Source organism: Bacillus cereus group sp. RP37, from assembly GCF_040459695.1.
Classification (GTDB): domain Bacteria; phylum Bacillota; class Bacilli; order Bacillales; family Bacillaceae_G; genus Bacillus_A.
Genome location: NZ_JARVHP010000002.1, coordinates 123,288 through 143,725, shown reverse-complemented (window position 1 = coordinate 143,725; position 20,438 = coordinate 123,288). Strand labels below are relative to the sequence as shown.

Here is a 20,438-nt window from a genome sequence, read left to right as displayed (position 1 = left end):
AAATTTAAAATCATCAAATTCATCAGTTTTTGTATTTTTAACATAATGTATTTCCACACCATTTACACTATGGGCCATTTTGACCTATCCATCTTCATTAGGCCATCTAGGATCTGTCATAGTTACCCTTATTTCCTGATACTCTCCGGTGGTTAAATTTTTACTTAACACTAAACAAACGTAGGAATCAATGATCCTACGTTTGTTTAGTAAAATCTATTTATTTAATAATATTTTTTACGTCTCCAATACGTATATCACCATCATGATGATACTCAATAACAAACCCCATATCCGGTGAATATATCCAGGTATCAAAACTAACAGCTGTAACATCATATATTACTTTTAAAACTTGATGTAAATTTGTTTTAATTACTGGTACTCTAGCATTATCCCAAAAAATATATACTGTCTGAGAATATGTTCCAAAACAGTTCTGTAGATAAAATTTTATTTCATCCTCATTATATAAATCACCATAGTTTTCAATATTGGACCAATCTACTCTCCCCATTGTGTAATAGGAAATGCATTTTCAAAACTATTTACTATCATTTTCCCTTGAGTATTTTCTAAAATTTCAATGTCTTCACCTAATGCTTCAATACACTCTTCCAACAGTGTTGCCATTTTATTACCTCATTTTATTTAGATATTTTAATAACGATTTAAAGGTTTCTTCGTCTCCTTCAAAAGGAATCGCATATTTAATTGCTTTATCTTTTTTTCCATTTCTAAAATCTTCAACATTTATATGCATCCCTTTACTAGGACCATAATCTAATCGCCATCTTGCTTTATGATTAGCTGTCTCTCTGCCAACAATTTTACCATAACCAGCGCTTTTTTCCATTGTTCCTATAAATGGTTGTGAATCTGCTCCAAAATCCCCCAATAAGCTCATTGCTTTATTTCTTGCTTGTTCATATATTAGAACCTTATCAAGAACAATCTCTCCTGAACGACCACCTTTAGCAGCTGCTTCTAGTGCCTTTCCTTTCTTTTCAAGGTCGCCAATCTTCCCTACAACCTTACCAACAACTCGTGTTGTACCACCAGATACAACGGCCAATGTGCCCCATACATAATCGTCTGGACCATATTTTTGACCTGTTACTAAGTCTTCACCATTGATAAGTTGTCCAATTTCTTTTCCTGTACCAATTCTTGGTGTAATACCCAATACGAATGATAAATTATTAAATCAAGATTTATTATTATGCAAAATTACATTCCAATTGTAGTTGATAATCATTCTTATTGTAACTATAATGATTACATGTTAGGTGATATACGAAAGTTATTTACGAATTAAACCTAACTGCGCATTTAACTACAACCGGAATGGAGATGTTATAAGGTATGAAAAAAATCATTTTAGCTGGTGCATTAGGAATTGCAGCTCTTGCAGGCACAAATCTACCAGGATTAGAAGTAACAAAGGCAAGTGCAGCTTCTATCGAGTCAAATTTATCAACAATTGAAGGGCGTGTAGTTGAGGTTACTGATAATGTTATCTCTGTTGAATCAACAAAGTATTCAGAGCCTATCAGTATTTATTTAAACTCTACACCTAATGTAAAAGTTGGTGATCAAATAAAAGCTACTGGTGCAATGATGCGTAATTTTACGGACTATATGATTGCAGAGTCAATTGAAAAGGTTCAAGGTACTGATACATTACACCAGGGAAGTTATTTAAAACATGTTTTTGCATATGAATATGAAATAGGACATGTTACAAAAGTAGATAAGTTTAAATCTGGAATAGAAGAATATAATTATGTAATTGTTCAATATACTGGAAATGACGGAAGTAAACGTAATGTTACGGTTTATTTGACACAAGGGCAGAAATTTAATGTAGGTGAAAAAGTTAAAGTGCATATGGCGAACGCTGAAAGAAGTAATGAGTGGTCGATAACAGATGAGATTGAAAAAGTTAATGATTCTCAAGCATTAACTGATGATCGATGGATTTGGTCTTAATAAAATTGTATTTTTTCTCTTATTGAAAAGAATTATTTGTCTTGGTTAATTTCTTCTGTTAGTAATATGAAGAATTGAAATATTATCCAACCAACTAAATGTATAAACCTTTAATCGAAAAGAACTTGTAGATAAAACTACAAGTTCTTTTTACTTTTCCAAATAATAAGAGAAAGTAAACAAATATTCAAAACTTCATATTTATAAACCAATCTGTTCAAAATCGATGGTATATTCTATAGCAATATTGGTTCTTTAATGGCTGGTAAAAACTCGATACTCATAGCGTAATGTAATAACAAATTGATATATTCTTGATTTGGCTCTAAACAATGTACATTCTTCAAATATCCTTGCGTGTATAAACAGGATGGTATAGCTACTGATAGCTCTTCTACAGATTCTAATAAAGGCATTATGAGCTCTAAAGCTTTCTGTTCATCAGTAGTTAAATTCGTATTAAAAAACTTCTCTATATACTTTTCTTGTTTCATTAACATAATATCGTATCCAAAAGCTTGTAAACTATTAATAAATTGGTCCCATTTAAGCTGAGTTGGATTACAAATATGCATGGTTTTATTTATTGTATTGACCTTATAGGATAATTCAGTAATAGCTAAACTTCCATAGTCTACAGGCGTTAAATCTACATACGTATTGATTTCAGGTGCTATGTTAGATATGCATATCCCTTTCAACAATCTATAAAAAGCGTTTTCATTAATATTGAATTGAAATTTACCCGTTTTAGAGTTACCCACTAAATTCCCCACACGGTATATCGTAGCACGAATCCCTTTTTCCATTGCCTCTCTGACCATTTTCTCGCCTTGAAACTTACTTTCTAAGTAGACATTATCTAAATTTTGACCTCTATCAAAATTAGACTCAAGGAATTCAAATTCTTTTGGATCGCTTTCAGCCTGTCCAGCTACACTTAAAGTCGATATATAATGAAAACGTGCATTTGTATTCTTAGCTAATTCCAATAAATATTTTGTAGACTGAACATTTACCTTTTGAAAATGCTCACGTTCTCCATAGTGTCTAACTTCTCCACCACAATGTATGATTGACTCTACCTTATTATTTAAATGGTCCAATTGCTTTGAATCTAGACCTAGATTTATCAAAGATAAATCTCCTTCAATTAATTCTACTCTCTCCTCCAACTTTTGGAGAATTTCTTTACCGAAATAAAACATCACTCTTTCTTTTAACTTTGAACCAATTACTTGATCCTCATTATTTCTTACTAGACAGTAAATAGTCGTAGATGGCAACTGTAATAAGCGTTCTAAAATGTGTGCTCCTAAATATCCTGTAGCCCCTGTAAGGAAAACTGCTCTTGGATAATTCACCCTATCTATCTCACATTCTTCTATTTTATTTCTTTTACAAGCAGGAGACGTTATCGTTTCATTTTCCATACATGCTACATTCATATTTTTCTCTGTCCTTAACGACATCTTTTCCATTTCTTCAATATGAGAGGCTAAATTTTCTATTGTTCTATACTTAAAGAAGTCTTGAATTCTCAAGTTAGGATATAACGGTTTTAATTTAACTAATGCCGGCATAACTTTTAAAGAATGTCCACCCAAATTAAAGAAGTCATCTTTTAAACCTATAGATTTTATGTTTAGAACTTCAGACCATACCTTTGCAATGTTTTTTTGCACTTTAGTTTGAGGCTTAAGTATACACTCATCCTTTTGCTCATGGTCAAGCTCTATTGCAGGCAGTTTTTCAAAATCAATTTTCCCATTAGCCGTTATTGGTATTTCTAACACATGAGAGTAATATTTAGGGATCATATATTCTGGCAATACTTTTGATAAATGCAAAGCTAACTTATTTTTCTCTATTTCTAAACCGTCCACTGTTTTATAATAAGCTTGCAATAGCATTCCATCTTTCGTTTGTGTTACCACAGCCTGATTTATGCCCTCAAATTGTAATATTGCATCTTCTATCTCCCCTAGTTCAATTCTGTGCCCTCTAATTTTAACTTGCTTATCTTTTCTTCCCATAAATTCTATATTTCCATTTGGTAACCACTTTGCTAAATCACCTGTTCGGTATAACCTTTTACTGTTATCTTCTGAATATGGATTTGCAATAAATGCCTGTTTTGTTTTTTCTTCCTGCTTCCAATACCCTTGGGCCAATCCTAAACTCTCAATATATAATTCACCCATGCAACCTACCGGACAATGTTGCATATATGAGTTCAATATATGAACCTTTGTATTAGAAATTGGAATACCAATCGGTATGCTACCTAAAATGTTATTTTCGCATTCTAATTCTGGTATGAAATAGTACATCGCTGAAACAGTTGCTTCAGTAGGACCATACTCATTTACCAGTTGCACTTGGTTTTTAAAAGTATTTTGCCAACTCCTAATAGCATTTGTTGATGCAGCTTCCCCTCCCATTATCATAAATCTTAAAGAACGTATCTTCTCGCTATCCGGTTTAGTTAATGAGGTCGATAATTCATTAAAAAATACTGTTGGTAAATCAGAAATAGTTGCTTGTATTTTTTGGACTGCTTGGGCATATTCAACAGTTGAATAGCGCTGTTCATCACTTAATACATACAGTTCCGCTCCATTTAACAAAGTAGAAAAAATTTCCGATACAGAAGAATCAAAACTATGAGAATAAAACTGTGTTACTTTATCATTTGAAGAAATCTGAAATACTTCATTTCTCCATTCAACTAAATTTAATACTCCTTTATGCGTTAATAATGTACCTTTTGGTTTTCCTGTTGATCCTGAAGTATAAATTACATATGCCAAGTCATCTGGTTTATTTAAAATTTTCACATTATCATTTATAGTCGTACGATATATATCCTCTATTATTGAAACCTTATAATTGCTTACATTCAAATGACTTTTGTATTTGTTACTCGTTATAATTCTACATGCCTCGCTATCACTAACTATATAATTTATTCTATCCTCAGGGTATTTTACATCGATTGGTATATAGGCAGCACCGGCTTTTAATATTCCAAGCATAGAAACGATACTATTCATACTTCTATCTAAAAATATGGCTACCTTATCACCTCTTTTTATACCTTTTCCGATTAAATGTTGAGCTACTTGATTAGAGCTTATATTTAATTGTCTATATGTTAAAGATTCCGTTTCAGTCGCTATAGCAATCCGATTTGATTGTCTTTCTACTTGCTTATAGAATTGCTCCTGTATATTTTGAAAATAAGGATATGGTCTTTCTGTCTGATTTACCTTTTTATATAGAGATTCTTCTTCCTGTGATAGGAATGAAAGATTTTCATATGCTACTGTTCGTTGATGAATAAATGCGTCCAGTATATTAAGTAAATTTTGAGTAAATCTATTAATTGACTTTTCCTTGAAAAGGGTAAGATCATACTCAAATGAAATCCCTAGATAATCCAATCCTTCTTCAACAGCTAAAGAAATGTCAAACTTACTAACATCTTGTTTATTAGGTAACAATTGAAGCTTGTACGCATCATGTTGTTGCAGAATATCTTTCTGATAACTAAACATAGTAGAAAAGATTGGGTTATTTCCAAAGCTTCTATCCGGATTTATTTGCTCAATTACTTTATCAAATGGGTATGATTGGTTTTGGAAAGAATTCAAACATTTTTCTCTGACTACATGTAATAGCTGTTTTAAATTTTTTACATCATTTAATTGTGTTCTAATCGCTAAAGTATTTACAAAAAATCCTTGTATTTGTTCAAATTCTTGATAATTCCTTCCAACAACCGGTGTACCTACAATAATGTCTTTTTGATCCGTTAGATAATGTAACAATCGAATATATGCTGCCAAAAATAGCATATACATCGAAACATTCTCTTGTTCACATACTTGTTTCAAAGACTCTTTCATTTTATTATCTAACTTCATTTCAAATACTGTACCTCTATTTGTACTTTGACGATTCCTACTAAAATCTAAAGGAAGATTTAATATAGGAAGAGGTGCTGCAAGTTCGGCTATCCAATAAGATTTTTCGGTATCCCACCGACCTAATTTTAACTGTTCCTGTTCCCACTCAACATAATCTACATATCGATTAGAAATAGTTGGCAACTCAGGATTTCTTCGTTTAGCAAAGGCACTATATACCTTAACTAATTCATCTAATAAATTCCTTATACTCCACTCGTCAGTAATAATGTGATGTAAATTGATATATAAATAGGATTTTTTCTTATCAAAATTAAAAATTCTCATCCGGAAAAGCGGTCCATTTTCCAAATCAAATGGTGTATAATCCGTTTGATTTATTGTTCTACGTATATATTCTTGTTGTTCCTTTTTAGCCATGTGTTCAATCTCATGGTGTATCAGGTCAATCGCTATTGATTTTAATATGACTTGTCTAGGCTCCCCACTTTTTTCAATAAACACTGTGCGGAGCATCTCGTGTCGTTCAACTAAAAACCTTATTGCGTCCTGTAAAATATCTTTTTTCAAACTCGGCTCAATATATATGTGTAGTGGTGTATCGTATACTCTATTAATAGCGTTTGATTTATTTAAAAACCAGATTCTTTTTTGAGCACTTGATAACTGATAACTTTCCTTATCTGGAACTTTTAATATTTGCATCTTCTGTTCTTCCCTATCATGATTTGCTTCCATTAATTTATCTATGTAAGCAGATAGACTAGCAATTGTTGTATGCTCAAAAATATCTCTAATTTCTATTTTCAAATGAAACTCTTTTTGAATTTGATTTAATACTTGCACAGCAATTAATGAATGTCCCCCAAGTTTAAAAAAGTCGTCATCTCTACTAATTCTATATTTCCCTAAATTTAAAATCTCTGACCATGTTTTTGCCAACTTTTTTTCTGTGCTACCAATTGGCGGTACATATTGATTTTGCATATTTTCAAGTAAAGATGGGATTTGTAATTCTAATTTTTTTCTATCAACCTTACCACTTGGTGATAATGGAAATGTTTTAAGATGAAATATATAATTTGGCTTCATAAAACCTGGTAAACTTTCACTTAAGAATGTATTTAAGTCCTCTTGCTTTATCTCTGTATTGTCTTTTGATACATAAAAGCTAGCAATTTTGTCATTTTGATAAGTTACTACTACTGCATCTTTTACTTCTGGGTGTTTAAATAATGCTCTTTCAATTTCATCAAGCTCAATTCGATACCCACGTAATTTTACTTGATTATCTTTTCTTCCGATAAATTCTAAGTTTCCATTTGGTAAAAGACGTACTAAATCCCCAGTACGGTATATCTTTTCATTTAGATTATAGGATTTTTCGAAAGAAATGAATGCCTCTTCTGTTTTTTTCTTTTGATTTATATATCCTTTGGCAACCCCATCACCACCAATGAATAACTCACCTACTACTCCTGGCGGACATAGCGTGTTAAACGGATTGACCACGAAAACTTTACTATTAGCAATTGGTTTACCTATTGGGATATTAGAACTTTCTTCTTTTATCTCATGATTTACTTCATAAAGGGTTGTACATACAGTGGCTTCAGTAGGACCATATGCGTTAAGAACCGGAATCTTTAACCCTACTTTACTTTGCCATTTACGAACTGATTCGGCAGGTAATGTTTCCCCTCCTACAAATACACATTTTAAAGAATTTAATTTCAGCAATATTTCTTTTGACATATCAGCTATTAATTTAAAAAATGCAGTTGGTAAAAGAACATATGTAATACCATTCTTGTTAATGACATTAATAAAATCCTCTGCAGAACGTTTTTTCATTTCAGAAATTACATGCATTCTTCCTCCGCATAACAAAATCGGAAACATTTCCATAATAGAGGCATCAAAAATCATCGTTGCAAATTGTAAAAATACATCATTTTTGTCTAAATTAAATTGATTCATTAATGAATATGATAAATTAATTACTCCTCTATGTGGTACAACTACTCCTTTTGGTAAACCGGTTGAACCTGACGTGTAGATAATATACGCAGCATCTTCTATGTTATGTGTAGACGCAATATTTTCTATAGAATTAGTGTAATGAAAATCCTCTAGAAAAATTGTATGAATCGCAAAACCTTCAATTAATCCCCTGAATTCTTTCTTTGTAATAATCATTTGACTTTCACTATCTTTTAATATAAATTCTATTCTTTTTTCAGGAAACTTTGGATCGATTGGTACATAAACTCCACCTGATTTTAGTATACCTAGAATGCATATAATTGTATCAATCTCTCTCACCATAGTAATACTTACACGCTGTCCCTTTTTTATATCATTTTCACGTAAGTAATTCGCAATTTGATTTGACCTTTGCTGCAAGTCATAATAGGTAATCGATTTATCCCCCATTGAAATCGCTATTTGATTTGGCGATTTTAATGCTTGTAGATCAATTAATTGATCTAATGTTTTTGAATTAGGATATGCAAGAGTATTTGAGTTTATATCTTTGTATAAAAGATGATCCTTTTTTAAAAGTAAATCCAATGAATGGATAGGTTCGTTCACATTCTTCATAAGTTTTTGCAACAAATATATATATCTTTCAACTAAATCATTCATACTATCTGGTTTATATAATGCTGAATTATAGTCAATCTCAATTTTATTCTCTGTTTCCCCTTCATATCTCATTATTCTCCAGGTCATGTTAAAAGGATTTACTCTTTTACAATCTGTTAAAACTGTGGACTCAATATCGGGAATTTTCAATTGAGGTATCCTTACCGTATTAAATGCTGTTGAATAAATCATATTATGATGTGTATTATTATTTAGATTTAAATCTCTTACTATATGTGAATATGGATTATGTTTATACTTAATAGCCAAATGAACAGATTTATTCACCTTGTTAAGTATTCCCTTAAATGTATCACCTTTTTCTATTGTTATACGTATAGGTAATGTATTAACAAAATAACCAAAAGCATTCCCTTCTTCCGTTTGTGGTCTAGTATTAATTGGAATACCTACAATAATTTCTTCAGCATTTGTCATTTGATGAAGCAAGGCACAATAAGTACTTAACATAACCCGATAAACACTTATGTTATTTCTTTTAGCAAAACAATGTATTTGATAAAATAGATCGGCATCAATATTCTTGCTTATATTTTTGTTCGTATATATCGGTTCATTCATTTTATTAATAGTAGCAGGAAACTCTGTAGAAGGTAATTCACCTTGTAAATAATCTTTCCAATAGGATGATCCTTCTCTATATATTGCACTGTCAATAAAACCTTCCTCAAATTCTACAAGGCTCTTATAAGGAGATTCTAATACTAAACCCGCATTTTCTTGAAGTAATTCACAATACGTATGAGACAATTGTTGGATAAAAACTCCTAAACTACATCCATCATAAATAATGTGATGAAAAATCATATGTAAAATAAATTCATCTTCACACAATTTAATGATGTGGAATTTAAACAAAGGCCCTTCTTCTAAATTAAATTTCTCGTTAACTATAGAGTCTAAGAATTTTTTTAAAATAAATTTTTGTTCTGTGTTTTTAAAAGCAGTTAAATCCTTAATTGGTATATCAAAATCTATACTCTTTTGAACTAATTGTTTAATTTTTTCACCCCTCTTAATAAATAGTGTACGTAGCGCCGGGTGAGATTGCACCATTAAAGTAAGCGCTTTCTTAATGGTGTCTATTTGAAGATTTCCTTTTAGCTTTATTATGGTAGCTTCATTGTTCATTCCATTTTCTAATTCCATTTGATGAGCTATCCATAATGCTTCTTGCCCTACTGTTGCATCCAATTCTTCTACAATTTCATATTGCTTTTGTATTTCCTTCATATGAATTTCTCCTTTTATAAATATTTCAAAACGGATAATATTTACAGTTACAACTATATGTACATATTCTACAATTTGTAAATGTATATTTTCCGACTTAATTCAACATTTATTTCACTTATTGCATAGTTATTAAAATCATGAATAAAACTCATAATTATGCTGTAATAGTTCATACTTTTATTCAATTTAAGCATAAAAAACCATTTAACTAATAATTCTAATTTATTTTTATACAGTAATCTTACATATATTTATTAAGGTAAATAGCCTAATTTATATCCCGAAAACAAATTCAAGAATATTCCAACTGATCACTATATATATTTCTAATAACATAATTTGAATAGGAGGAGTTCGTTCATAATGGAATATAGATTATTAGGTAACACGGGATTAATAGTTTCAGAGATAGGATTTGGTTCTTGGGCGATTGGTGGCGATGAATGGGGAGTAGTAAAAGATAATGAATCCATTGATGCAATTAATAAAGCAATTGACCTAGGGGTTAATTTTATTGACACTGCTGACGTTTATGGATTAGGTCATAGTGAAACACTCGTTGCAAAAGCTATACATAAACGTAGGCAGGATATCATTCTTTCTACAAAAGGTGGATTAATTGGTCATCATTATGATCCAAATCAACCAGCGGTTTATGGAGACCCTCAAAAGATCATTGATGCGTTTGATGCTAGTTTACAGCGGCTTAAAACGGATTATATAGATGTGTACTTTTGTCATATTTGGTGGGATAAACCTGAAGAAACAGAAGCCTTTCTACAAGCTTTCCAAACCTTAAAAAAATCTGGCAAAGTGAGAGCAGTTGGCGTTTCTACTAATGATTTAGATTATATTAAACATTTTAATCAGAATGATGATTTAGATGTTGTACAATTCGATTATAGTATCTTAAATAAAGAACCTGAAAAAGACATCCTTCCCTATATTGAAAAACATAATTTAGGTGCTGTGATAAGAGGTCCACTTAAGATGGGCATTTTAACTGGGAAATTTAATCATGGAACTCAATTTCCAGACGATGATTTAAGAAAAGATTGGCCAAAAGAAAAGTGGTTTAAAGATAGCTTAAACAAAGTAGAGAAATTAGGTTCACTTGTACGATCAAATCGAAGTCTAGCGCAAATCGCCTTACGTTATGTTTTAAGCCACCCAGCCGTTTCAGTTGCGATTCCTGGTGCAAAAAATTCTACTCAGGTTAAAGAAAATTCTTTACACTTAACTCGTCCATTATTATTAAATAATGAAATTGAATTCATTAAAAAACTTTGATCCATTAATTATTCTTCCATAAAAATTCATGCTAATTTTACTATCAAATCCATACTACTACTTCTTCTCCACTAGAACATATCTTTAACACTTCCACCTTATTTTTTTATCTTTTCCTAACAATATCTACAGTCTATAAGGTAGTTGAGCCCTTATATTCAACTACCTTATAATAGTTCTACATTATATTAAAATATCTACTACACTAGTTAAATACATGTTAGGACAACATATAAATTAAATAAACAATTAATTCAGATATATTTTTAGAAACTTCATTATTTCACAATTACTTTTTTAAAAATAAATCAAAAAATTTTTCTTTACTTTAAATTCCATAGTTCATATAATTTTCTATGAAATTACATTTTTTTCTAAATAGCTCCTCATTTCTAAGTATTCAAAAGGGCAATTACAAATTATTATTCCCTTATGTTTAACCAAGTAAAATAAAAATCCAGTTTTTCACAAGGAGAAGTGACTGCATGCAAGATATTTTAAAATTATTTCCAAGCGTTGACGGAAATGAAGAAAAACAAAAACTTTTATTAGAATCTATGCAGAAAATAATTAAAAATCTTGACCAATTAAAAAATGAAGAGCGAGCTACTTTAGGTAAATGTGAGGAAAAATCAGAAGGATACTACAATAGCTTAATTCAACAAAGTCATATTCCACTAGATGGAATCACTATGTCTGAGGTTATAGAAGAGCTAAACCAATTTATGAATGGACATCCTTATCCAAATAAATATTATTTGTCTAACGCTGTACCACTACCAAGTATACCTTCACTATTAGGTTTACTAACCATGGCCCTTTTAAATGGTAATGGTGTTTGGGATGTCTATGGCCCAGGGGCAGCTGAAGCAGAGGTAAAAGTTGTATCCATGCTTTCAAAACTGATTGGTTATAATCCACATAATAGCGGTGGTTATACAACATGGGGTGGACAAGGTTGTGTATTTTCGAGCTTACGTTTAGCAATTTCTAAACAATTCCCATTAGCAAAAGAACATGGTGCTCCACAAAATGTTTATTGCTTTGCTTCTGAAAATGCACATTATAGTTTATTAAAGTCAGCTGAAGCAACTGGCATAGGATCGAATCACTTAATAAAAGTGAAAACTGATCCCTATACAAGTTCTATGGATATAGATGATTTAGAGGCTAAAATGATACAAGTTATTAAAAATGGAGGTATCCCCCTTTATATTCTAGCTACTATGGGGTCAACAGATACATTTACCATTGATGATATAAAAAAGATTAAAGAGAGCGCTGAAGCAATACAAAACAAATATAAATTAAAACCTATTTATATCCACGCTGATTCTGCAATGGGCGGATTCTATAGTTTCTTTAATAATTATAGTTTTGAAGAAAATTTACTCTCATTTGAACCTAATGTGAAAAATGCCTTACAATACGTACAAGATAAAATGCAATATATGTCCCTTGCAGACAGTGTATGTTTTGATTTTCATAAATTAGGACAAACACCTTATGCTTCAAGTATTTTAATCGTAAAAAATCATACTGATTTACAACTGATGGACATTGAACAAGATGATACACCTTATCTTGGTAATAGATCATATGGTAGTTATCATACAGGCTATACCTTAGAATGTTCTCGGGCTGGTAGCGCTATTCCCATGTATATCAATTTATTAGCCTTCGGAATTGAAGGATATCAAAAATTATTAGCAAATTATGTCCGTGTAAATCTATTATTTAGAGAGAAGTTGCGTGAGGCTCTACCTCAAGTCGCAATCACTAATGATTTTACATATGGACCAATTACAACCTTCCGTTTCTATATGAATGGAGATGGCCAAGAAAATTGGGAAAAAGAACGAATAGGTCTTGCAACAAAAGAAGAGATTGAGGATACAAACCGATTAAATATAGAACTATTTAATTATCTAGGAAAAAATCGCGATCAAGTATTTTTTGGTGATACAACTCGTTCTTGTGTAGTAGATGCATTAAACAGTAGCGATAGAAATCCGATTTCCACATTAAAATTCTTTTCTATCTCTCCATATACAACTGTTGAATGTTTAGATGATATCGTAGAATTTCTTTATAAAAATATTTCGATTTCTACTAAACAGATTTATTCATATGTTTAATAATCATATTTGTTAGCGCTTTAATAGTTAAATTTAACTAAGTTAAATAAAAATCTTTATTCTTATAATTACTATTAACTATATCAGGAAAAGAGGAAAAACATATGAATATAGAGCTACTAGATACACACCACGTGAAAGATGCAGCACATTTACTTGCACATTCTTTTGTGAATAACGAACCTCTTGTAAGCAGTTTACAAATTCCCTTTGCTCCTTTTCACAAAATGTGCGAAGAAATGATGAAACAAGCTGTATCTCAAGCTATGTCATTTGTAGCAATAGAAAATTTTCAAATTGTCGGTGTTCTTTTAACAAAAAAAGTAACCCAGCCACTAATAGATACAGAGAAAGCGATTGAACTATGCCCGCAAATGGAACCTATTTTTCAACTTTTAGATACATTAGAGACAGAATCTATTGAGTTTTCTCATTTAGATAAAGAAAAATTGGTCTATCTAGATATGGGCGCTTGTCATCCAGATTGGATGGGAAGTGGGATAGTCACCAGCCTTCTTTCACATGCAATTCAAGAAATAAGTAAAAAAGATTTTGATTTTATTGCTGCTTGTACAAATAAAATTTCTCAAAACATCCTAAAAAAACAGTTTACGACCTTGGAAATGAATGAAATAGTGTATAGTAGTTTTCCTTATAAGGAAACATACCCATTTGCTAATACAACAACTTCCTTAGCAGCTCAATTACTATATATACCTCAATCCCAATTCGTGATCAAGGCCATATAAATTTGTGTAGTAGACTAGCTGTACTTTTGTGCAGCTGCTTTTTTATATAGGGTAAATTAGCAATAGATATTCTTACATAAGTGACACCTTTCACACTTTAACTGCTTCGAATTCAATAACCCCTTTCTCAGCGTGCCTTATTTCTCTGCTTAGCCTACCTCAAGATCCCCTTCTATTTATTTCAACATGTTTCATCATGTTTTATTTTCATATGCTCGATTATTTCATCTACACCAGTAACTTAAATACTTTTCCCTATTTTGATGCCTAATCTTTTACTTTTTAAGTAGCGAGTGATACATAGGTTCCCACTCTTAAACGCTTTAAAACATATTACCGGATAACCCCTTAATATACCTATAATACTGACGATTCCCATTCTCTTTCATTTCTTCTATCTATTCATATTACATACCCTATAGCTATCTAATCTTCCTTAAAGAATCTAATGTAAAATTCATGATAAAAGGAAACAAACGTGTCATATTTAGCATTTAAGAAAAAAGAGTGAGAATTACTGGATTCCCCTTTCTTCTCTTTCTTTTAAGAAGCTCTTTTAAGTCTAATTCTATTGTACTCCTGTTAAATAACATCTCCACTAATCATTAACAATTTATGTCACTGTATAAAGACTCTACCAAATTACTAAAGGAATCTCCTTTCCCCTATCGAATTATTTGTAGAGGAAAGGAGAGGAATACATGGACATTCTAGGATTAGATCCTCGTGCATTAGCGACTTTAGGTGCGCTTGAATACACCAATCGTCGCAATAAATTAATTGAAGACTCGGAGAATAACATATACGAGTGTAAAGAGATAAAAGAAATACTCCAATCACTCCCTAAAGAGAAGCAGATTGAGGTTCTTGAGAATCAAGCTCACTTTGAAGCTGTGGCAAAGATGATTGAACAAAACAATTTAATTCTTTTAGAACAGATGAAAGCTCTACAGCTAATTCAGAAATAATAAACTTATGATTAATTAATTCTACATACGCTTCCATAAATAATGTATCTTTATTTATATCATCAGCCTCTGTTTTTACAGGGGCTTTTGTTATGCGTTGATTCATATTTTGAATTTGAATAGTTTCTTTTACATGTATGAATAGATCTTCTAATAAACCTGGTGTAGACTCTAATTCTTGCTTTTCAATTTCCTCTGTGACGGCACTTATAAACTCCCATAGTACTTTTGCATCTAGTAGTTCTGCTAATCGTTTTTCACGCATTTCAAATGTCTTCATGTTCATGTTTAAACACTTCCTTCTCCGTATTTTTTACCGTTAATTAAATTGTTTAGTTTATGATATAGCTGCTATGTAAAGTAATTGAATTCTCACTCGCCCGCTTGTAAACTATAGTTTACAAGCGGGCCCGAAAATAGATTCAACGCTTGTACCCAACACCTTTGCTATTTTTATAGCTAACTTAACATTGGGTTGTTTTTTATTATTTTCTATTTCGGAAATATAAGTACGAGATAAACCCACAAGCACTGCCAACGTTTCTTGCGACATTAGATTTTCTTTCCTCAACTCAGCTATCTTATTCATTTCTCCAATCTCCTTCATTTTTGTATTCATTCGATTACAAAACTATTGTAAACCATAGTTTACTTAATCGTCAACAATGTTTTACATATTTTTTCTCTATTTTAGTTTCTTTTTGTAAATTATTGTTTACAATTGTACTAGGAGGATTACACATGAAGAAAACTCTTGGTGAAATTATTAAAAATTATCGTTTAGCAAATAAACTATCCTTACGCGACTTTGCTCAAAAATGTGATGTTAGTCATACTTATATAGACAAACTTGAAAAAGGCGTAGATTCTAGAACTGGAAAACCTGTAGAGCCAACACTCTTAGTAATAGAAAAGATATCAAACGCCATGAATATAAGTACTAAATCCTTATTAGAAGAAATAGGATTCATTGCAAATGATAGTACCGAAGTACCTGATACAGAATTAGAAAAATGGTTTAAAGCTATTAAAAGTGCCTCTCCCCAAAAGAGAGGGGAATTAAAGAAGTTTTGGGAATTTATAATACAGAAAAAAGATTAATACTTCAAAAAGACCTCCACATTGACAGGGTGGAGGTCGCTGGTTCGAGGCAGTTTGGGATTATACTGAAACCCCTTGATGTTCAAGGGGTTTTCTTATGTATAACAGTTTTACCAAAAGGATGAAACAGCACTTTCGGGGCAGAAATGGGTCAGAAAGTTTCATTTATAGATTTACTACATCTGGATAATATCAAAATTTAACAACTTCTTATAATACTTTTATTCACTACAATAAATTATTTCACATTCCTTTCTTAACTCATCAAAAGAAAGATTATTAAGCTTCTTCATATACTTTGTAACTCCTATAAAAAATATATTTTCTAAATAAGAGGGGTTTAGCGAAAATACATTATCCACATAAAACTTCAATCTTTTTAGTTCTATTTCTTTTTTAGGTGCATTCTTACTTTTTCCATCTAAAAATATAATCAAACTTTTTTTACTACCGCTATCACTATTAACGCTATATTCTATAAATTGCGTCAGTTCTCCAATATGAACTTTTCTATCACCTGTTGAAGAGTGTTCTAAGACTACAATATTATCAATACCTTTAAAAATTAAATCTGGAGTATAAAATGTTTTTTCTCTTTCCTCCATATACTTAAATGTTTCTCTTATTTTTTTCAGTTTTTTTATTTCAAAATTATCCTTGAAAATTCTATCTTTTCTTTTCCCCATAGTTTTTCAACTCCATTTACATCTTTTTATACAAATAATAAAATTAACTAAGTTTTTTTATTTGAGGGATTTTTTTATGTGCACTGACTAAAAAGAAGGATTTCATAACGAAAGAGCACGGTCGTAAAAAAACACCCCGCTAAGACTTAGCGAAATTCAGGGTGTTTTTATATTTATACACATATTTCGTTCTTTAAATACCCCTTCCTATTTTCATTGTATATACCCCTATTTTAAACAAGCTACTTGGTTTTATATAGAATTAAAGCAACTCTACAATAAATGATGGTTTTCTTGCAATATTTTTCAAAAAAACATATAATAATTATAGGGTTCAGGGATAGCCTGGACGAGCCACCTTTTAGGTGGTTTTTTATTTTATGGAAACTTCTTCAACCCATACCCACTATATAGTGGGTAATTATGAATTTTCTCTTCAATTACTTCAAAAGCTCTATCTTTCTTATCTACTGATACATATTTGAATATAGGATAAGAAACCAAATCCGCTAATTCTAATAATATAAAGGATGTTTGATTTTCCTGTTTAAAGCACCATTTAGGATTAAAGTATACTCCCTTAATGCATTGAAAATCTTCCGCTCCCCAGTATCTATTACCATTTTCAAGCAAGTCAACTAAGTGTTCTAATATGATTTTATCTTCTTTTTTCCCCCTGGATTCTAATAAAAGCATACCAGTTTTTCCAGAACCCCTTAAGTATCTACAATACCTTTCTACAATAAACTCTAAGCATAAATTATAAACTGGAAAAGGCTTCGAATAGCTTAATATATGCATAAGTTTATCAATTGAAGAACTAAAAATTTTAAAGTTTGTTTTTTCTACCAAAGATGAAATGTCACCCATTAGTTCTCCATAGTTAATAGCTTTAGGATTGAACGGCCCTTCTTTTTTTCTGATTTCTCTGGAATGTAAAACCACTCTTTGTAGACCCTTTTTATATTGATATTTCCCTTCATTCCAGTAACCATATTTAATACTATTCATTGTATCTTTAAAACTAACAAAGTTATTCCGTTCCATCACAACGCCTGTTATGGTGAACCATCGGTCATGAGGTAACACTATATCACTCTGATCTCCAAATGTAGAAAAGAAATCTTCTTTAACCTTTTTTTGTATACCTTTAAAATCTGTGGTCCCATTTTCATCAATTGCCATAAAGGTATCAATATCTTTATTCCAATTTTCAATAAGGGTAGGTCTATTTCTCCAATCTGACATTATTCATTGCCGTCTCCTTCTTCATATTTTTATATATAGATATTGTATCAGAGTTTTGAAAGGATAACAGAAAAGTTTTACATATTATACAAATAAAATCCCCTTTACCTCTTATACAGCATAATATAAAATTTTGTTAATTCCTTTATATTAAATCTTAAAACAATATAATTTTAATTGAATTTGTTTTACAAAGATAGCGAATCATAACGTTTCTTTCAATACTAATTTCAGCCGGAATACTTCCACAGTGAGCATGATGTGCTATATGAATAAGTGCAATGATTCTCGCTACTTGTCCGACTAACTTACCTCCCCAGGATTGAAAGTGGCCATAAGATAACTCATTGCCTTCTCTCATGAGTGTTTCCATGTGAATGCGATACTTATTAAAAAGCATTTGCGCCTCTTCCCTTATCTCTGCTGTTTCTATTTTTCGATACCCTATAAAACTTTTAGGAACTGCATATAAAAAGCGGGCCATTAAACCACGATTATAGAAATACTCCGGTAAACGCTTGATAAAATCTAACTGTGCAAACAATCCCACTGTTAAATGTGGATCATCTACCTTTTCCGTTCTTCCTCTACGATCTACTGTTATCTGATCTTGACTAAATCCTTTCAGATACACATCTATGTTAGTATTACTGGAATATCTGCCTTTAATAAGATTAAAAAATCCCCCTTCTACCGATAACACTGCCATACGACCAGCATTATTTAACATAAGTGTTATAAGCTGTTCTGGTGTAACATCGTCCGTAAAGTACCGTATAGGATGAACAAACTCTGCCTTTTCCATTTCTTCAACCTTGGCATTTAATTCCCCCTGTATAGCAGCTGCATCCTCTTCTGATTGGTTTTGTTTAGCTTTAACCAAGTCTTTCTTTAAATCCTCTATAAGCCGCTCTAATACATCCTTTTCATGTCTACTTTGTTCTATTGCAATTCGTCTTTTAGTATTCTCTTCATTTTCATGTTCCAGCAACGGAAACATGAATGCCTTAAACACACTCAACTTTCGATTACTTGGTGGCATAAAGGTAATCAAATATGTATTTAACGGCTCATACCAGCCTTTACTTGGTTGAATCTGCACCTTTTAGCCAAAAAAGCGACTGATAAGACAGATAAGGCCATCATACAAGCCATATCGACAGGTGTTTGTGTCTGTTCTGCTACACCTTCTATATATTCCCTTAACCATTTCGGGAACACTTCAACTGGAAACAGGGGTACCTCATATTCATCAAAAGTAATAATCTCTCCCCACTCTTGTTGGGCCATTATTTTGTTGCTGTTCTGCCGGCATGATTTTATCTATTGTCACATTTGGAAGATTATTTCCTAAAATACTATTTATCCTTTCAGTACCAAGGCTCTTTCTCGCTACTTCAATTGCCAGCCGTCTGATCTCATTGAATATATACCAGACGAATCAAGCCAAAATAACGGTTAAAAAATAGCGGTTATGCTCAATTTCATGAGTTAACCGCCGCTATTAAGATAATATTCCGTATCTTACGCGTTCTTTTTTAGCTGTCCTTCTGTACTATTTATAAAAGAAGTGTGATAGAATCTATTTGATTTGAATATTTTTTTGATTGTCCATATGAAAGTTGGCGCTTTCGTATGGATTTTTTTATTTCTATCACCATTTTCATACTCATTTATTAAGCAGCGGTAACTTACGCATAATATTAGCACGCTTTAATATTTCAGCTGCCCTTTTCTCCAATTTGCTTACAGCTTCATTCTTCTCTTCCTCTGTCTCTGGGCGATAATATCCATGCTTTCCAATACAATTACTTGAACCTATTAGGTAGCCATGCTTTTCTATTAATCTCCTTACAATAGCCCTAATCTCTTCATCAGTTCCTCCAATCACTGCAATAATACCCTTAACAGTAATTGCATTTCCCTTCCCATAACCAATAAGCGATAAGACTTTATGCTCGCGTTCTGTTAATATATTTAGTTTGTTATTCATACTAATTCTCCCTTTCATTAATTTGTAGCTTGTCCATCTAAACATTGCAATTCTTTCTTTGTCATCCACCGATTAAGTGTCTCTTTTCGAAATAGTTTTCTTCTACCTATGCGAATACACGGTAGCGAACCATAGATACTTTCTTTATAAACTAAGTCTAAGGATACTACTAAATATGTAGCAGCTTCCTTTGCCGTAAGTGTAAATCGCGCTCCATTAACTCACCTCCTTCTTAATCCCTTCAATCGCTATAATAATTTTTTGTCTACGTTCCACAGATAAATCACTCCTTAACCAAAGGATTACGGTGTTTTCATGTATTTCTAATTTTTAAGCAATCATCCAGTTGGGGATTTTATCCTTCAAATTTTTAATATCCTGATTTCTATTAGACATTATCTAAATTCCTCCTAACTTTTGAATAGTGGTTGTGAT

At 31.5% G+C, this 20,438-nt stretch carries 14 protein-coding genes and 3 pseudogenes; 6 read left to right on the top strand and 11 right to left on the bottom strand.

The features are described from left to right. Positions 1 to 220: 220 nt before the first annotated feature. Positions 221 to 633: pseudogene (locus QCI44_RS29005) on the bottom strand (CDI toxin immunity protein). A gap of 4 nt (positions 634 to 637) precedes the next feature. After that, a pseudogene (locus QCI44_RS29000) lies at positions 638 to 1,201 on the bottom strand (pre-toxin TG domain-containing protein); the annotation flags it as partial. A 164-nt stretch (positions 1,202 to 1,365) separates the two neighbouring features. On the opposite strand from QCI44_RS29000, the gene QCI44_RS28995 reads away from it, so the two are divergent. Next, the gene (locus QCI44_RS28995; protein WP_277550184.1) at positions 1,366 to 1,992 is read left to right on the top strand and encodes a hypothetical protein; all 627 of its coding nucleotides are present in this window, start codon (positions 1,366 to 1,368) and stop codon (positions 1,990 to 1,992) included. A 236-nt stretch (positions 1,993 to 2,228) separates the two neighbouring features. On the opposite strand, the gene QCI44_RS28990 is transcribed toward QCI44_RS28995, so the two are convergent. Then, positions 2,229 to 9,827, bottom strand: a complete 7,599-nt coding sequence (locus QCI44_RS28990; RefSeq protein ID WP_353811599.1) for a non-ribosomal peptide synthetase — start codon at positions 9,825 to 9,827, stop codon at positions 2,229 to 2,231. Positions 9,828 to 10,193: 366 nt separating this feature from the next. Here QCI44_RS28990 and QCI44_RS28985 point away from each other — a divergent pair, with 366 nt between their 5' ends. The 3 genes from QCI44_RS28985 to QCI44_RS28975 all read left to right on the top strand — a co-directional run bounded on the left by QCI44_RS28985 (position 10,194) and on the right by QCI44_RS28975 (position 14,007). Then, positions 10,194 to 11,120 carry an aldo/keto reductase gene (locus QCI44_RS28985; protein ID WP_240587665.1) on the top strand — a complete coding sequence of 309 codons (927 nt, stop codon included), beginning with the start codon at positions 10,194 to 10,196 and terminating at the stop codon, positions 11,118 to 11,120. Positions 11,121 to 11,605: 485 nt separating this feature from the next. Continuing rightward, the gene (locus QCI44_RS28980) at positions 11,606 to 13,258 is read left to right on the top strand and encodes a pyridoxal phosphate-dependent decarboxylase family protein (RefSeq protein WP_353811598.1); all 1,653 of its coding nucleotides are present in this window, start codon (positions 11,606 to 11,608) and stop codon (positions 13,256 to 13,258) included. A gap of 104 nt (positions 13,259 to 13,362) precedes the next feature. Further along, positions 13,363 to 14,007, top strand: a complete 645-nt coding sequence (locus QCI44_RS28975) for a GNAT family N-acetyltransferase (protein WP_353811597.1) — start codon at positions 13,363 to 13,365, stop codon at positions 14,005 to 14,007. A gap of 843 nt (positions 14,008 to 14,850) precedes the next feature. Here the strand turns inward: QCI44_RS28975 and QCI44_RS28970 are convergent. Then, positions 14,851 to 15,261: a hypothetical protein gene (locus tag QCI44_RS28970; RefSeq protein WP_353811596.1), complete on the bottom strand. Its 411-nt coding sequence runs from the start codon at positions 15,259 to 15,261 to the stop codon at positions 14,851 to 14,853. Positions 15,262 to 15,366: 105 nt separating this feature from the next. Beyond that, positions 15,367 to 15,564 carry a helix-turn-helix transcriptional regulator gene (locus tag QCI44_RS28965; protein ID WP_098823247.1) on the bottom strand — a complete coding sequence of 66 codons (198 nt, stop codon included), beginning with the start codon at positions 15,562 to 15,564 and terminating at the stop codon, positions 15,367 to 15,369. A 152-nt stretch (positions 15,565 to 15,716) separates the two neighbouring features. Here QCI44_RS28965 and QCI44_RS28960 point away from each other — a divergent pair, with 152 nt between their 5' ends. Then, entirely contained in the window at positions 15,717 to 16,076 is a 360-nt protein-coding gene (locus QCI44_RS28960; RefSeq protein WP_353811595.1) for a helix-turn-helix domain-containing protein, read from the top strand. Positions 16,077 to 16,297: 221 nt separating this feature from the next. Here the strand turns inward: QCI44_RS28960 and QCI44_RS28955 are convergent, their stop codons facing one another. The 4 genes from QCI44_RS28955 to QCI44_RS28940 all read right to left on the bottom strand — a co-directional run bounded on the left by QCI44_RS28955 (position 16,298) and on the right by QCI44_RS28940 (position 19,300). Next, positions 16,298 to 16,762 carry a hypothetical protein gene (locus tag QCI44_RS28955; RefSeq protein ID WP_071758268.1) on the bottom strand — a complete coding sequence of 155 codons (465 nt, stop codon included), beginning with the start codon at positions 16,760 to 16,762 and terminating at the stop codon, positions 16,298 to 16,300. 378 nt (positions 16,763 to 17,140) lie between these two features. Further along, a complete protein-coding gene (locus QCI44_RS28950) occupies positions 17,141 to 18,010 on the bottom strand; it encodes a DUF3800 domain-containing protein (RefSeq protein ID WP_071758269.1) in 870 nt (289 codons plus the stop codon). Between the two features lie 157 nt (positions 18,011 to 18,167). Then, positions 18,168 to 19,112: a YfjI family protein gene (locus QCI44_RS28945; RefSeq protein ID WP_353811594.1), complete on the bottom strand. Its 945-nt coding sequence runs from the start codon at positions 19,110 to 19,112 to the stop codon at positions 18,168 to 18,170. Beyond that, positions 19,073 to 19,300 carry a hypothetical protein gene (locus QCI44_RS28940; RefSeq protein ID WP_353811593.1) on the bottom strand — a complete coding sequence of 76 codons (228 nt, stop codon included), beginning with the start codon at positions 19,298 to 19,300 and terminating at the stop codon, positions 19,073 to 19,075. The genes QCI44_RS28945 and QCI44_RS28940 overlap by 40 nt, the downstream gene beginning before the upstream one ends. Before the next feature lie 70 nt (positions 19,301 to 19,370). Here QCI44_RS28940 and QCI44_RS28935 point away from each other — a divergent pair, with 70 nt between their 5' ends. Next, a complete protein-coding gene (locus tag QCI44_RS28935) occupies positions 19,371 to 19,472 on the top strand; it encodes a helix-turn-helix domain-containing protein (RefSeq protein ID WP_116746345.1) in 102 nt (33 codons plus the stop codon). A gap of 207 nt (positions 19,473 to 19,679) precedes the next feature. Here QCI44_RS28935 and QCI44_RS28930 read toward each other — a convergent pair whose 3' ends face one another. Both QCI44_RS28930 and QCI44_RS28925 read right to left on the bottom strand, forming a co-directional pair. Then, positions 19,680 to 20,003, bottom strand: a complete 324-nt coding sequence (locus QCI44_RS28930) for a hypothetical protein (protein ID WP_353811592.1) — start codon at positions 20,001 to 20,003, stop codon at positions 19,680 to 19,682. Between the two features lie 17 nt (positions 20,004 to 20,020). Next, positions 20,021 to 20,194 (bottom strand): annotated as a pseudogene (locus tag QCI44_RS28925) (excisionase family DNA-binding protein); the annotation flags it as partial. Positions 20,195 to 20,438 lie beyond the last annotated feature (244 nt).

Excerpts from the sequence above, each read along its gene's own strand:
- QCI44_RS28970 (WP_353811596.1), bottom strand. The coding sequence starts at position 15,261 with ATGAACATGAAGACATTTGAAATGCGTGAAAAACGATTAGCAGAACTA.
- QCI44_RS28955 (WP_071758268.1), bottom strand. The coding sequence starts at position 16,762 with ATGGGGAAAAGAAAAGATAGAATTTTCAAGGATAATTTTGAAATAAAA.
- QCI44_RS28965 (WP_098823247.1), bottom strand. The coding sequence starts at position 15,564 with ATGAATAAGATAGCTGAGTTGAGGAAAGAAAATCTAATGTCGCAAGAA.
- QCI44_RS28940 (WP_353811593.1), bottom strand. The coding sequence starts at position 19,300 with ATGGCCCAACAAGAGTGGGGAGAGATTATTACTTTTGATGAATATGAG.
- QCI44_RS28950 (WP_071758269.1), bottom strand. The coding sequence starts at position 18,010 with ATGTCAGATTGGAGAAATAGACCTACCCTTATTGAAAATTGGAATAAA.
- QCI44_RS28995 (WP_277550184.1), top strand. The coding sequence starts at position 1,366 with ATGAAAAAAATCATTTTAGCTGGTGCATTAGGAATTGCAGCTCTTGCA.
- QCI44_RS28960 (WP_353811595.1), top strand. The coding sequence starts at position 15,717 with ATGAAGAAAACTCTTGGTGAAATTATTAAAAATTATCGTTTAGCAAAT.
- QCI44_RS28980 (WP_353811598.1), top strand. The coding sequence starts at position 11,606 with ATGCAAGATATTTTAAAATTATTTCCAAGCGTTGACGGAAATGAAGAA.
- QCI44_RS28990 (WP_353811599.1), bottom strand. The coding sequence starts at position 9,827 with ATGAAGGAAATACAAAAGCAATATGAAATTGTAGAAGAATTGGATGCA.
- QCI44_RS28985 (WP_240587665.1), top strand. The coding sequence starts at position 10,194 with ATGGAATATAGATTATTAGGTAACACGGGATTAATAGTTTCAGAGATA.
- QCI44_RS28975 (WP_353811597.1), top strand. The coding sequence starts at position 13,363 with ATGAATATAGAGCTACTAGATACACACCACGTGAAAGATGCAGCACAT.
- QCI44_RS28930 (WP_353811592.1), bottom strand. The coding sequence starts at position 20,003 with ATGAATAACAAACTAAATATATTAACAGAACGCGAGCATAAAGTCTTA.